Origin of the sequence: uncultured Winogradskyella sp. (assembly GCF_947496485.1) — a bacterium.
Classification (GTDB): domain Bacteria; phylum Bacteroidota; class Bacteroidia; order Flavobacteriales; family Flavobacteriaceae; genus Winogradskyella.
Genome location: NZ_CANMCZ010000004.1, coordinates 169,307 through 183,884 on the forward strand (window position 1 = coordinate 169,307; position 14,578 = coordinate 183,884).

Annotated in this window: 18 protein-coding genes; 4 read left to right on the forward strand and 14 right to left on the reverse strand. The window is 31.6% G+C overall.

The window, feature by feature from the left end:
* The first annotated feature begins 104 nt into the window (after positions 1-104).
* The 3 genes from nusB to yajC all read left to right on the forward strand — a co-directional run bounded on the left by nusB (position 105) and on the right by yajC (position 1,996).
* Positions 105-1,016, forward strand: a complete 912-nt coding sequence (gene nusB / locus Q0822_RS13480) for a transcription antitermination factor NusB (RefSeq protein ID WP_299124525.1) — start codon at positions 105-107, stop codon at positions 1,014-1,016.
* Between the two features lie 110 nt (positions 1,017-1,126).
* Positions 1,127-1,696: a DUF1573 domain-containing protein gene (locus Q0822_RS13485; RefSeq protein WP_299124527.1), complete on the forward strand. Its 570-nt coding sequence runs from the start codon at positions 1,127-1,129 to the stop codon at positions 1,694-1,696.
* A gap of 9 nt (positions 1,697-1,705) precedes the next feature.
* On the forward strand, positions 1,706-1,996 hold the full coding sequence (gene yajC / locus Q0822_RS13490) for a preprotein translocase subunit YajC (RefSeq protein ID WP_299124529.1): 291 nt from the start codon (positions 1,706-1,708) through the stop codon (positions 1,994-1,996).
* A gap of 71 nt (positions 1,997-2,067) precedes the next feature.
* On the opposite strand, the gene Q0822_RS13495 is transcribed toward yajC, so the two are convergent.
* The 7 genes from Q0822_RS13495 to Q0822_RS13525 form a co-directional block, all read right to left on the reverse strand.
* Positions 2,068-2,670, reverse strand: a complete 603-nt coding sequence (locus Q0822_RS13495) for a YdeI/OmpD-associated family protein (protein WP_299124531.1) — start codon at positions 2,668-2,670, stop codon at positions 2,068-2,070.
* 147 nt (positions 2,671-2,817) lie between these two features.
* Entirely contained in the window at positions 2,818-3,399 is a 582-nt protein-coding gene (locus Q0822_RS13500; RefSeq protein WP_299124534.1) for a hypothetical protein, read from the reverse strand.
* 4 nt (positions 3,400-3,403) lie between these two features.
* A complete protein-coding gene (locus tag Q0822_RS13505) occupies positions 3,404-3,895 on the reverse strand; it encodes an RNA polymerase sigma factor (RefSeq protein ID WP_299124536.1) in 492 nt (163 codons plus the stop codon).
* 322 nt (positions 3,896-4,217) lie between these two features.
* Positions 4,218-5,444 (reverse strand): adenylate/guanylate cyclase domain-containing protein, encoded by a 1,227-nt coding sequence (locus tag Q0822_RS13510; protein ID WP_299124538.1) that lies wholly within the window; start codon positions 5,442-5,444, stop codon positions 4,218-4,220.
* Positions 5,445-5,716: 272 nt separating this feature from the next.
* On the reverse strand, positions 5,717-6,145 hold the full coding sequence (locus Q0822_RS13515; RefSeq protein ID WP_299124540.1) for a DUF4268 domain-containing protein: 429 nt from the start codon (positions 6,143-6,145) through the stop codon (positions 5,717-5,719).
* On the reverse strand, positions 6,146-6,820 hold the full coding sequence (locus Q0822_RS13520) for a ZIP family metal transporter (RefSeq protein WP_299124542.1): 675 nt from the start codon (positions 6,818-6,820) through the stop codon (positions 6,146-6,148).
* Positions 6,821-6,829: 9 nt separating this feature from the next.
* Positions 6,830-7,561, reverse strand: a complete 732-nt coding sequence (locus tag Q0822_RS13525; RefSeq protein WP_299124544.1) for a class I SAM-dependent methyltransferase — start codon at positions 7,559-7,561, stop codon at positions 6,830-6,832.
* 55 nt (positions 7,562-7,616) lie between these two features.
* Here Q0822_RS13525 and Q0822_RS13530 point away from each other — a divergent pair, with 55 nt between their 5' ends.
* Complete coding sequence (locus tag Q0822_RS13530) at positions 7,617-8,780, forward strand: THUMP domain-containing protein (RefSeq protein WP_299124546.1); 1,164 nt, start codon at positions 7,617-7,619, stop codon at positions 8,778-8,780.
* Here Q0822_RS13530 and Q0822_RS13535 read toward each other — a convergent pair whose 3' ends face one another.
* The 7 genes from Q0822_RS13535 to Q0822_RS13565 form a co-directional block, all read right to left on the reverse strand.
* Positions 8,781-9,257 (reverse strand): hypothetical protein, encoded by a 477-nt coding sequence (locus Q0822_RS13535; protein ID WP_299124548.1) that lies wholly within the window; start codon positions 9,255-9,257, stop codon positions 8,781-8,783.
* Between the two features lie 73 nt (positions 9,258-9,330).
* A complete protein-coding gene (locus tag Q0822_RS13540) occupies positions 9,331-10,761 on the reverse strand; it encodes a hypothetical protein (protein ID WP_299124550.1) in 1,431 nt (476 codons plus the stop codon).
* 146 nt (positions 10,762-10,907) lie between these two features.
* Entirely contained in the window at positions 10,908-11,804 is an 897-nt protein-coding gene (locus tag Q0822_RS13545; protein WP_299124552.1) for a DUF2807 domain-containing protein, read from the reverse strand.
* Between the two features lie 3 nt (positions 11,805-11,807).
* Positions 11,808-12,191 (reverse strand): hypothetical protein, encoded by a 384-nt coding sequence (locus Q0822_RS13550; protein WP_299124554.1) that lies wholly within the window; start codon positions 12,189-12,191, stop codon positions 11,808-11,810.
* An 11-nt stretch (positions 12,192-12,202) separates the two neighbouring features.
* Positions 12,203-12,694 carry a hypothetical protein gene (locus Q0822_RS13555; RefSeq protein WP_299124556.1) on the reverse strand — a complete coding sequence of 164 codons (492 nt, stop codon included), beginning with the start codon at positions 12,692-12,694 and terminating at the stop codon, positions 12,203-12,205.
* A 19-nt stretch (positions 12,695-12,713) separates the two neighbouring features.
* Entirely contained in the window at positions 12,714-13,211 is a 498-nt protein-coding gene (locus Q0822_RS13560; protein ID WP_299124558.1) for a DoxX family protein, read from the reverse strand.
* A gap of 100 nt (positions 13,212-13,311) precedes the next feature.
* Positions 13,312-14,484: a helix-turn-helix domain-containing protein gene (locus Q0822_RS13565; protein ID WP_299124560.1), complete on the reverse strand. Its 1,173-nt coding sequence runs from the start codon at positions 14,482-14,484 to the stop codon at positions 13,312-13,314.
* Positions 14,485-14,578 lie beyond the last annotated feature (94 nt).

Genomic DNA, 14,578 nt, shown 5'->3' on the forward strand with positions numbered 1-14,578 from the left:
TAATAGTATTTTTGCAAGGTGAGTTAAAGCTCACCTTTTTTAATAACAGATAATTAAAGTAGTTCTTATACATGCTAAGCCGAAGACACATCAGAATAAAAGTAATGCAATCTATGTACGCTTTTAAAGGTACAGAAAGTGATGATCTTTCAAAAGATGAAAAGTTTTTATTACACAGCTTAGATAGCATGTACGATTTGTACTTATCAATTTTAGCCTTACTTACCGAACTTCATAAAAAGAGTAAGGACCATAATGAAAAATTACAAAAGAAGCTTGTAAGATCTGATTCTGATAAAAACCCAAATACTAGATTTCAAGACAACCAACTTTTGAATCTTATTAGTAATAATAAAATGCTACAAGAGCATATTGCCAAACAGAAGCTGAATTTTTGGGATTTAGATTTTGAATATGTAGATATCCTTTTTAAAGAGATTCTAAAAAGTGATTTATATGAAACTTATAGTAATGATTCTGAAAGTTCATTTAAGAAGGATAAAGGTTTCATTTTAGATCTTTATACTGAGATTATTGCACCAAATGAAAAGTTATACGATTATTTTGAAGATAAAAAACTGACTTGGGTAGATGATCTTCCTGTTGTAAACACAGCACTTTTAAAGGTTTTAAGAAAATTAAAATTAACATCTCCTGAAAGTTTTTTATTACCAGATTTGTATAAAGACGAAGAAGATATAGAATTTGCAAAAGACTTATTTAAGAAGACCTTGCTAAATAGTTCTAAGTTTTCAGAAGAAATTTCAGCAAAAACCACAAATTGGGACAGTGAACGTTTAGCTAGTTTAGATGGAGTATTGTTAAAGATGGCACTTTGTGAGTTTCAAAAATTCCCATCTATTCCTTATAAGGTAACCATAAATGAATATTTAGAAGTTGCTAAAGAATATTCTACACCAAAGAGCAGCAATTTTATTAATGGAATATTAGATAAGATTGTTAAAGAGTATCAGTCTAAAAATATTCATCAAAAATCGGGAAGAGGTCTTATGTAAATTCCTACAGGTTTTTGTTAACAACGGCTTAAAAATTTTAATTGGTTGAAATAATTACTACCTTTGCAAGCTGAATAATTTACGTAAAAAATTAATTAAAAAATAAAGTAATGAAAAAAGTAATTTTAGGACTTAGTGCATTATGTATGGTAGCTTTTACGTCTTGTAAAGAAGATGCTGCTAGTAAAATTAAATCTGAAAACGTAGCAATTGCTGCAGATAGAGATGCTAACGCTGGCGATTTTCCAGTTATTGCTTTCGATAAAACAGAGCATGATTTTGGTACTATTGCTAACGGAACTCCAGTAGAAACAACATTTACATATACAAATACTGGTAACTCAATGTTAGTGGTAAGTAATATAAAGAGTACTTGTGGATGTACTGTACCATCTAACTGGACAAAAGAAGTAGCACCAGGTCAAAAAGGTGAATTTGCAGTAAAGTTTAACGGTAAAGGAAACGGAAACAAAGTTTCTAAATCTATTACTATGACTACTAATACTGAAAAGGGTAAAGAAATTGTAAAGATTTCCGCTTTTGTAGAGAAGGATCCTAATGCGCCAGCTAAGGCTGCTGTTCCTGCTCAAAAAGCAGGTTCTGCAACGATAAATCCTTTATCTACTGCAACTCAAAAGACCTCTACACAACCAGGTCACGAAGGTCATAACCATAACTAAAATATTTAGATGGAAGGTATAGGATCATTTTTACCATTTATTGCCATATTCGCAGTGATGTATTTCTTTATGATTGCACCACAGATGAAACGTGCTAAACAAGAAAAGAAATTTGCTGCTGAGTTAAAGCGTGGCGATCGTGTAATTACCAAAAGTGGTATGCACGGAAAAGTCGTAGAGCTTAATGATAAAGATAACAGTTGTGTTATTGAAACATTAGCCGGGAAAATAAAATTTGACCGCTCTGCAATCTCTATGGAAATGAGTAGAAAATTAAATACACCAGCTGTTGTAAAATAAGCTGATTGCTTTAAAATAAAAAAAGACCGTTCATTACTTGAACGGTCTTTTTTTATAGATTAAAACCAACATCACTTATACTTATCGTTTAGTCCGCTTCCTTTTAAAATCATAGGTGTAATTTTATCTAGACGTCTTTGTTTAGTTTTCTCTCGTTTGGCTTCTGCGATGTATTCGCAGTACTCACGTTTGCAAGATGGAGTTAGTGTATTAAAAGCACTTTTTAGTGCCACATTGTTACTTAGAGCGTCTTTTAATTCAACAGGAATTACAACAGGTTTTTTAGTTTTTGTATGGCGTACTGGCTTTATTTCTTTGCCTAATCGCTGATTTTCTATAGCTTCTTTTACATACGCTAAAACGGCAGCTTTATTAATATCTCCTTTAGTTTCAAAACGCATTTGTCGAAGTGCTTTTGTTTTATTTTCCTGAGCATTAATTAGTAGATTGTATTGATCTTTTAGAAATACTCCGTTATGAAACCACAAACAAAAATGGTTTTTAAAAGCACCAATACCTAGAACATTTTTACCATTAAGACAATACGTTGGCATACTCCATTTTACGGTTTCTTCTAGTTCTGTAGAATTTATAATTCCTCGTAAAATAGCTAATGCTTCTGCGTAATGCGGATTAATTTCTATGTATTCTTCTACCGAGTATACCTTTTTCATATCTCTGATATTATGATTGTTACTAACTGTTTACGGATAGTTTAGTATTTAAATTTAGTAAATAAAAACCGAATAGAAAATCCGCGAGGATTTTTGTAAGTAAGCTGGAACTAGCCATTAATTATACACAGTGTTAGGCATTGGTTTTTAGTTCTTATTCTCCAAATCAGAAATTAAACTTAATGTTTTTCTTCTGTTAACATCTAAATTCTTTTTATTAAAGATGTAAGCTACAACAAAAAGAATGACTGTCGCTAAATGAAAAAACATTCGATTTTCGTCGTTAATCTCAAAATTAAATATTGTTCCATTTTTGTTTAAACCAAGCAATGCTATATTTAAAGCCGTTATTATAACTGACATATATATCAATAAATGTTTAATACTGTAATCCATTTTCTTAGTCAGGTTTTGAATGAAGTCACGATTGTTAAAATCTGATTCATTATAAATAACTTCATATTTGCTTTTATAAAGAGGTAATAGTTTTATGAAAACACCAGTTAATAACATTATAAAGGATATTAAATAATACTTATTTGCTAATAATTCAGAGGCTCCAATTGAACAAGCTGTTATAAGAATGATTGATACAACAATTAATTTAGTTCTTTGGTTTTGAGCGTCTCTTTCCATTTGATTTAATCTTTCAATAAGTTCATTCGATTCAAGTGTATTTGATTTTTGTTCTTGCCACATATTTTTCCATTTTATTATTTGTGTTTCCATTTTCTTAAATTTTAGTGATTAATTTCTTCTTAATTCTGTTTATTCTCGCACCTACATTAGATGTACTAATTCCTGTTATTTCCGCTATTTCTTTGTAGGTATTATCTTCTAACAGTAAGCTAATTATTATTCTGTCTATTTCTTTTAGAGTTGAAATAGCTTGATACAATTTTTTAATCTGGTCTTGTTTGTCAGATTCGACTACTTGAGTAGTTTCTGTTTTTAAATTATTGGGTAATAGGTTTGTTTCCCTATATTTAGATTTATTGATTTTATTTATTGATAACAGAGCAGTATTTGTCGTTATCCTATAAACCCAAGTATTAATTGAACTTTCTTGTCTAAAACTGTCTAAACTTTTCCAAATTCTAATTAAAACTTCTTGAAATAGGTCATCTGCATCAGCTGTATTTCCCATAAAACCTAAGCAAAGACGATAGATTTTATCTTTTAAATCTGCATAGATTTGGTCAAAATATTTTTCTTTATTTTTCATAAAATTCAGCAAAATTACTACGGTAAATCGAACTGATTTTATGAGAAGTATTAAATGATTTCTGTGTAATTATTGCTGTTTTTTTCATCTAATTTGTTTGAATGATTTACTCTTTAGATTAGCAAATGAAGTTTTTATTACACTTTTTCTTGACGTTTTTTATTCGAAGTGGTTTTCAGCTTGTGCCTAAAGTGTTTGTGTATGATTTCGTTGCGTGGTTTAAGCAACTAATTTAGCAAATAGAAACCGAATAGAAAATCTACGACGATTTTCGTAAGTGGGCTAGAGCTAGCAATAAATTATATACGGTGTTAGCTACAGATTAATTTACAAAATACATTTCCAAATTCCCTTTTCCTTTTGCAAAGATCTTTCCACGAGAAAGACATGTAAAGTCATTTTTAATCTGTTCATAGGTGGATGAAGATATATTGATCTTACCTGCCTCACCAGCGGATTCTATTCTGCTGGCAGTATTTATTGTGTCTCCAAAAAGGTCGTACGCAAACTTCTTTTTACCTACAACACCTGCTACTACAGTTCCTGAATGTATCCCAACCCTCATTTTCCATTTTATTTCATGGCTTTTATTTCTCTCCTCAAGATAGGATAGCATCATTTGTGCTGCTCTAATACAGTTAGTAGCGTGATTTGTCATTTCTTTTTCAAGGCCACAAGCTGCCATATATGAATCACCAATTGTTTCAATTTTTTCAACTTCCGTTTCTTCCATTATTTCATCGAATCGACCAAAAATATCATTGAGTTCATTGACCAAAGTGATTGCCGATATGGATGCTACAAGCTTCGTAAAATTTTCAAAATCAGTAAATAGTACAGTGATATTCTTATGTCTTTTAGGAATTGTTTTACCGCTTTCTTTTAAGTCTCTGATTATGTTTGCTGGTAGAATATTATGCAGAAGGTCATCTGATTTTTTCTGTTCAGCCATTAAAGATTCCTCTGATTTATCAATTAGAACAGACAAACTGGATATGAGTATGAGGCAAATGAATCCAGTAATACTGATATTAACTATTTGCGATATGTAAGAATCTAATCCGTCAAAATGAGCTGTTATATTTGATTGAAATATTACAGTAATAATCAAAGTCAGGCAAGCTAGAATACTAAATACACGGGCTATATCCCTTGCCTTTCTAGGGAAAGTCATGTATGGTAGGATAATAATCAGAAAACAAACGATTGCAACGCCAGAGGAATATCCCAACAAATAAAGAAACAAGATAACAGACATATAAGATGCCAGAATAAGCCATATGGAAGCTAGGACCCGCCACCCTTTCCTGTTGAAAATTAAGGCCATAAGAAACATTAAACCCAACAAAGCATTACTCCCATAAATCACCAATTCGTCTGTGAGAAACAATGCAATTAGCATCCAAATTACATTATAAATTACACCTAAAATCGAAGCGATATTCGTTACGCGCAAATATCTGATTTCAGTATAGGAAGAGTTATAATTAGCACCAATGTCAACCATTCTTTGAAAAAATCCAGATTTTTTTTTATCATAAGTTGACATAAGCTCTTCTTAATTTCTATGGATTATTCTCGTATTCTATTGTAGCTAACGCTTAAAAATAATTTAATTATTAAAGATATATATATATTCTTACGAATAAAGTAATTCCGTGTATTATAATAGTTAAAGATGTAAACAAATGGTCATTTTGTATATCAAAAAATTAGGTATATTTCTATATGATATACAAAATGAACATAATATTTTTGGTGTATAAATATTTGCATATTACTTAGCCATATTTATAAACTAAGTAGAACTTTTATTGTGATTTACGATTTAATTATATCTCGGTATTCCTCAAAAAAAGCCTCAAATAAAGTCATTTTTTCATTAAAGAATTCCATAACATTGCGCCAAGAATTTTTGTTATGGATAGATACTTTTTGTTCTAAAGGTATGTATATACGTGAAATTTCTTTACCGTTTTCTAAGTAGTATTCCTCTTCGTAAATAGCTTCTGGTAAGTATTCACTTTGTAGAATGTTTTTAAGAGCAACTAGCTTTTCCCAACAGTTAATTCGGTTTTCTAAATCATCTTCTAGATCTAATGCAACTAGTGCAGATTTGGTATCGAAATTAAATTTAAAAGCGACACCTTTTATTTTGGTGTCATATAAAATCCACTTTTTTGGAAATGATTTTCCGAAGCTGGTCCAAAACTCTTGTCGTAGTTGTCGACTTTCTTCTTTTGAAAACATTTAAATAAAATATGCAATCACAATACCTAAACAAATCGCAATCAACTTAGATAAATTGAATTTATGACCTTCACCAGTTTCAAACAGAATCGTTGTAGAAATATGTAAAAATATACCAATGACAACTGCATTTATAACATCCACATAATCCGCAACAAAAGCAGTATTATTAGAAACGTATGTTCCTAAAGGTGTCATGGCTGCAAATATGATTATAAAACTTGCAATTTGCGGTTTCGTATAACTAGACTGTAATAAAAAAGCTGTGATCAAGGCTGCAATTGGTATTTTATGGATTAAAACCCCATACACCATATCATTGTGCTGGTGAATAGGAAACCCTTCTAAAAAACTATGAATACAAAGGCTTATGAACAATAACCAAGGAAATTGTGTATCTTCTTTATGAATATGCACATGACCATGCTCAGCACCTTTAGAAAAGAACTCTAAAATAATCTGAAGCAGAATACCGCACATAATGAATAAGCCTGTTTGCTTTGCTTCTAAATGTTCATATACCTCAGGTAATAAATCAAATAATGTGAGTGCCAATAAAAAAGCTCCACTAAAAGAGAGTAATAATTTAGTGCTGACGGATTTTTGCTTTTTGGTTAAAACCGCAATAACAACACCAATAATGATAGCATATATTGGAAATAGATACTTATTCATATCTGCAATTTACTTAAATATCATAATCAAACGTTCTGATGTTTTTGAATGGTATTGACGTAGTTTGTAATCACCAAATACATCTAACAAATAGACTCCAGCTTCTTCAAATAATGTTTTAAAATCTTCTAAAGTAAACGCCTTTACACGTTCCTGAAATTCGTAATGTTCGCCATCAGCCTCAAAGCTAATATCTTTTATAATATAACCATCTTTGACACTACGTTTTTGATGAAAGTCAATCCCTTCAACCGTCTTTACATTTTCTTCCACTAAATTTTCAATAATGTAATTGACATTCATAAAGTCAATGACACCAAAACCAAATTCATTTAATTCAGCTTTTATTGACTTTATGGTCTCAAGATTACAATTTTCGTCTTCAAAATACCCAAAGCTTGTAAAGAGGTTAAAAACAGCATCAAATGTTTCAGGATAGGTTTTACTCATATCATGTACATCGAACTTTAGGGTTTCATTTTCAAATTGCTTGGCGTGAGCAATGCTTTGTTCAGATAAATCAACACCAGTAACATTATAGCCAAGTGTATTAAGATAAACGGAATGTCTGCCTTTACCACATGCTAAATCTAAGATTTTACCGCCTTCAGGAAGGTTAAGGTAGTTGGTGAGATTATCCATAAACCCTTGTGCTTCTGAATGGTCACGATCTTTATATAGAATATGGTAGTAAGGCGTGTCAAACCACGACGCGTACCATTGTTTTGTTGATTTAGTCATAATCTTAAATGTCCTGCAAAAATAGTGTAAATTTGCAATCTCTCAGACGTAATATATGGACAATAATTTCAAGATGGTTGCCAAAACTTTATTTGGCTTCGAAGATATTTTAGCAAAAGAACTGACACAGCTTGGTGCCATGGAGGTAGAGAAGGGTGTGCGTAACGTTAGTTTTGTTGGTGATAAAGGCTTTATGTACAAAGCCAATCTTGGTATACGTACTGCTATTAAAATTCTTAAACCAATCAAATCTTTTAGAGTCACTAGAGAAGATGATTTGTATAAGAATGTTAAAAACATGAAGTGGGAAAACTATCTAAAAGCCACTGGTTCTCTTGCTGTTGATGCGACTGTACATAACAGTATTTTTACACATTCGCAGTACACAGCTTTAAAAACAAAAGATGCAATTGTAGATCGTTTTAGAGAAAATGATGGGACAAGACCAGATGTAGATTTACGTTTTCCGGATTTAAAAATTAATGTGCATATAGATCGTCAGCGCTGTACCATTTCATTAGACACCTCTGGTGAATCCTTGCACAGACGTGGTTATAAAACAGCAACCAATATTGCACCAATTAACGAAGTGCTTGCTGCTGGACTAATTATGATGAGCGGTTGGGATGGACAAACAGATTTTATGGATCCTATGTGCGGTAGTGGAACCATGTTAGCAGAAGCTGCTATGATTGCGTGTAATATTCCACCAAATTTGATGCGTAAGGAATTTGCTTTTGAACGTTGGGAAGATTGGGATGTCGATTTATTTGAAAAGATTGAAGAATCTTTACTAAAGAAAACACGCGATTTTCATCATAAAATATTAGGCTATGATAAGTCACCTTCTGCTGTTGCTAAAGCTAAAGAGAATATTAAGAATGCGCATTTAGACGAGTTTGTACATATTCAACATGAAGATTTCTTTAAAACTCAAAAAGCAGGAACAGATAAATTGCACATGGTGTTTAACCCACCTTATGGTGAGCGTTTAGAGAATTTGAATGTTGAAGAATTCTATAGTAATATTGGTTCAACACTAAAGCATGGTTATCCTAATACAAATGCTTGGTTAATAACATCTAATCTTGAAGCTTTAAAGTTTGTTGGATTACGTCCATCTCGAAAAATAAAAGTCTTTAATGCAAAGCTTGAAGCACGTTTAGTAAAGTATGAGATGTATGAAGGTAGTAAAAAGGCTAAGAAGCAGAATCTTTAATCAACGCTCTAATTCATCTAATTGCAAATTATAATCGTATTGCAAATCTTCGTGTAATACGCTAATCTTTTTCTTGATAGATAATATTTGCCTTTCGTAAAGGTTACTCAACGTCGTATTTCTGTGAATAGATGGTCTTAATTCATTTAAACGATCGCAGAAATAGAGTAGAAGTTCTACTTCAGTAGATTTTTTAAGTGAGTAACGACTGTAAACTCTAATTTGTCTTAGAATCTTTCTAATGGTCTTTTTCATGTAGAAGTAACTATCTGAGTTGATACCTTCAAACAATTCATCTAAGGTAGACTTTACACTTGCAATGTAAACATCTTCATCATGAGACTCAAATAACAAATAGGTGAGTAGTGCTTTGTTCTCTTTTTTAAATTTTCCTAAGCGTAAGCATAATTCTAATAGCTCTTCTTGCGGTAGGTGCTTTAGTTCTTTTTTAATAGTGACTATGGATTCAATCTTCATGGTATAAATTTAGAACTAAAAAACAAAGAAGGCAAAAATGCCTTCTTTATTATAATGTAATATATTGTCGAGATTAGTTTTTACAATATTCGTCGACAATTAGCTTTAAGTTGTCAAAGTTGCTTAAATCAAATTCTCCATTCTTTAAGTCTTCAGCTAAACTCTTACAGTTATCAATATACTTAGCCAATTTTCCTGAAACCTTTTCATTTTTTCTACCGTCAATCATAAAGCCTTCTTTTTTATCTGAGAACTTTAAAACATAAGTACCTTCTTCACCTGGCTTCGACAATACCATATGGCCATTATTCTCATAAATGATTTCATAGAAGTACGAATTGTCAAATCCGAAGTTAGATGCATTCGACATTTTTTTAAGTGCATTTCCTTTTGTTTTCATTCCCATAAAACACTTTTCTGTGCCTTTATCATCTGCACAAAACTTCACCTTATTTTTTGCAGCAAACTTTTTTGTTCTTGGTCTATTTTTTTCATTCATATACTTTACACTAACAAACTTTCCGAATTTATCAATAGTATTCATTTCGGCATAATCGCTTTGTTGTTGCGCAGGATTGATCTCTAGTTTTTCGAAAATTGCATAGACAGTGCCTTTATAGGTTTTGCCATCTTCATCTGTAATTGAACCTTCAACACCATATAAATTAATGCTATTTTCTTTGGCTACTTTTACACGCTCATTATGCAACTTGGCTTTGTATGCCTTAGCTTCGTGTTGTAATTGATATCCTCTCCCTAATAACTCTTCTACAAATATTTGTGCAAACGATCTTGAGAAACGTCCTGTCATCATGGTACGAGAACCATAGTCGAATTTAAACTCTTCATCAGTATAAGTAGTCGCATCTACATCAGTACATGTAGAACAACCTTTTGCAGTACCAATTGTAATACCATCTAAATCTTTAACTGTGTATGTATTTTGAGAATAAGATACACGACCAGCAATTTTTGTACCTCTAGATCCACCAAATAGAATTGTACCATCGTCTTTTACAAACGGATCGTATTTGCCAACGGTTTTTTGTCTCTCAGCTTCATCTGCTTTTGCAGACACAACAGCTTTAGCATATTTATCGCTTAATACTTCGCGCTCAACAGCAAAGAATTCATTGACCTTAGCCATATCAATACCGTTTGTTGTGATGAGTTCGTATTTTTCGCTAAGTAGTTTAATTACGAGTTTTGTAACACTAAATGAAGTCATTAAAACTTCGTATGGAATCTCAGTTTTTTTGCCATCTGCAGAAGTTAATTCTAGCCATTGAAACCCTTCAAGGTTTGAAGCTGACATACCTTTAAACGAGACATTGAAAGCCTTTTCGTCCTTAAGAGTTGAGAATTTCCAAAAATCTCTTGTATCGTCATCTACTTTTGCAACTGCTGTACCATCAAAAGTAATGATACCTTTTTTTACTTTAATTTTTTGCCCGAAACTTAATAACGGAAGTGTTATTAATAAGACAAGAATAATTCTTTTCATCTTTTTTAAAATTATTGATTAAGATTGATGTTCTGAATTTAAGTCAGAATTTATCAGCATGCGAAAATACAATAATTAAGCCATAATCATAAAGTTCAGATTTTCATGAAATTATTTTAAGTATTATGATAGAAAGTAGTGTTTTACTAAAATAAGTTCACGGTTTTGTTTTCATCTTCTTTTTTAATAGTGATTAATAATTTTCTGAACCCTAGGCTATTAACTTTGTAAACCTTAGTGCCAACGGTCCAGTTTTCTTTCCTTGTGGCGTTTGGTATCATAGGAAAGCCATAGCCAAATTTTGAGCCGTCTGACTTAGGGCCAACAACTTCAAAATGATTGCGGTTAGACGAATTATTTTTAATCTTGAATTTAATAAATATAGCTTCCGGATTCTTTAGTTCTTCGCTGTTATTTAGCACATATACTTTTCCTCCTTTTTTAGTCTTAACTTTTAGTTGTTTTGGTTTTTCTAAATAAATTAGTTTTCCATCATTAGAAACATCTGCCCATAGTAGGTCAGTAACATTAACGGTGATTTTTCCCCAACTCCAAAGATTAACATATGCTTTTTCGGTTATGAGTTTTGAGGCATCAATAGTCGCCAATTCACTTCCTAATCTTAATTCTTTGGTTTTGCCTTCTATAATAATGTTGCCCACAGGTGCATTAACTCTTAGTTCATCATTATCTACGTTAATAATCTTAGTAGTATCATGTGTCCCAGATTCTACACGTCTTAAGTTTGGTGCTCCAATTGTTATGATTGCATTTTGTGATGGTGAAATCCATTCTTTTTGATTGAGATGTAATACACCATCTACAACTTCAGTGTCAATTAAATCGAATAAATTACTGTCTGTAGTGATTTGCATACCTGCTTTAGCTGATTGGTCGATAGTAACTTTTGCATAAAAATTAATTTTTATATGGTCTAAGCTGTCAACATTAAAGCTTCGCGTTTCAATGGCTTTATTTCCTTTTATTTGAGCTATTGCTGTCATTCCAACAAGCAATAACAATAATGTTATTTTAGTTTTCATAATTCAATTTTTTGTAATCTTTTCTTCAGGATTATTGAATACTGCTTCATAGATTATTGTTTCTGGTTTGTAATCAAAAGTGATACTTCTATTGTTTTGATCTTGTAATTCGAACTCAGAATCATTATTTACAAATTTGAATTCTATAGTACTATTTGCTGTATAAATTTCGAAGGTTTCTTCGTATATTCCATTATTATCTTCATCGCTTAGAAATGTGGTTTCATCCCATGACAGCGGGTAGTTCCCTCTAATACCTACTTTGGAATGATTTTTAATTTCCGTCATATCCAATTTAACGATAATCGTCTTTGGCTGTGTTTGTTGAACACAACTAGCAGTTAATAAGATCAGTAAAATTGTGCTAAGTTGTTTTAATAATTTCATGCTGATATAAATTAGATTTTTGTGAATTCGTAAGTGTTTCTTATAAAGCGTTCATCTGCATTTTTAAGTAAAACTTCTTTAGTTTCCTTATAACTGGTCTCACTAAATTGACGTGTTATAAACATGGTTGCTTTTTTACCATTATCTTTACCTTCGTAAGAGGTTACAAAGATTCGTGTACCATTTTCTAGTGTATTGCTTACCACTTTCTCATTACCATAGTAGGTGCCATTCTTTTTAATCTTTACGGAAGACTTATTATTTTTCTTAGGCTCGTAAGTGTATTGAATATTGTATGTTATGCGTTCTCCTTCAATTTTAATTTGTAATGTTGCATCAACACTTGAAGGATTTCCTGATTGATAATCTTTGTAAGTAAGTTGCCCTTTCCAACTGGTGTTGTTCAAAATTTCCAAATCTGATAATTTTAGAGTGTCTTGAGCATTACAAGTAAAAGTAAGAAGAGAAAGACAAAGACAGAGTGTTGTAAATAGATGTTTCATAATGTTTGTTTTTTTGATATTATTGTTTTAATTTTTTACTAATGAGATAATCGATACCGAAACGCCCAGAACCTAAGCATAAATTGTAAATAGAAACCCATAAGAATCCAATAGCAGGTAGCATTGACCATAGGCCTTGGTTCCATTTTTGCATAAATATGGCAACGAGCATGGTACACATAATTAAGAATGAAGCTAAACGAGTTTTTAGGCCTAGCAATAGAAATAATCCTCCTACAGCTTCGCTAAATGCTCCCATCCAAGCAAAGAAAATTGGTGCAGCAGCAAAAATACCTCCATAGGATGCGACGTCTTCAGGAAACCATGCAGCCACTTCAAACAGGTTTAAGTTTTGCTCTTCTGCTGTCCATGGCATTCCAAATTTATCTGCGCCAAACATCGTAGTAAGCCAAAGACCACATAAAACTCTTGGGATAGCAAAAATGAGATCTATAGCCCAATGTTTTTGAGTTATTGGAGTAACTAAAAATTTTAGTATTGTGCTTAAGTGTGTCATAACAAATGGTTTTAATTGTTGTTGACACAAATTTCGGTTGTAAGTTTTCGACAGACGACTTATTACGTACTAGAGCGTCCCAAATACGATTTGAGACGTCTTAATTTAATTGAGAATTTAAATATTCGGTAGGTGAGTGGTTTGTTAGTTTCTTAAAAACCCTATTAAATGTTGCTTTACTATTAAAACCACATTCTTGAGCAATACCTAATAATGACAATTGCTTATGCTTATTTTCTCTTAGCATAGTTTTAAAGGCTTCTACACGATACTCATTTACAAAGTCATTAAAATTCTTTTTAAAGGCTGTATTTATGATTTCTGAGAGTTGCCCTCTAGACATTTTGGCCATTTTTGCCAAATCTGATAAATTAAGTTCAGGATTGAGATATGCTTTTTTAGTTTCCATTAAGTTTTTTACGATGGTAATATCTGAATCTGCAATAGCTTTTTCTTCAAAATCATTAATCTCTTCAGGTATACCAATAGTTTTAGGAGTAAATGTAAAGTCAAGCTTATTAAGCTTTGTAGTGTCTGTAAAGTAGCCTTTAATGCCTACATAAAGTGTTACAAGAGCCATAAATAAATTTAACCACCAGCGTTGTTGGTAACCAAGATCCATAAAACGAGACCCTATAATATCTTGAATTGTACCATACAAAAATGAAAGACTAAATAGTACAAGAAAACTTAGAATCCAATTGAGCTCTAATTTATAGGTGTTAGAAAAGTATTGAATAATTTTTTTCCTATAGCTATAAAATAGCTGAAAGGTAAACGCCAGGTATACTAACATAAACGGAGTCTCTATATAACTCATTATAGATTGCACGTAGGCTTCATCTAATTCAATTTTTAAAATACCATTTTGGGTATCATTAAAACCAGGTTGTAGAGTATCATACGTATATATACTAAATCGATATACAATGACTGCAAAAGCCAATGCAAAATGCCACCAATATGATTTTTTAAATCTGAAGTTAGAGGTGGTTATAGATTTAACGTACAGATAAATCAGTGGTGCTAAGGCTACACCTATATTGATAAGGAAATAATTGATTTTAGTCGTTCTAAATTCATTATACCAACCCATAAACCCGACAGTATAGCAGATTTGAGCATAACAGGTTAAGAGTAAAATAAGGCCTAGAAATAAGTCTGAGATGTTACGTTTCTTAAAATACCGAGTCAATAAAAGTATTACAAATATGAGTCCTTGTAATACTAGAATTAATAGAGGTAAACTCCAACGGTTAAAATCTGGAAACATATTGTTCTTATTGAGAAAACTAAAATAATATTATTATCTCGATTTAAGAAAATCAATAGGTCTCAATTTGTAATTAATACCTTATAAAGAGGTG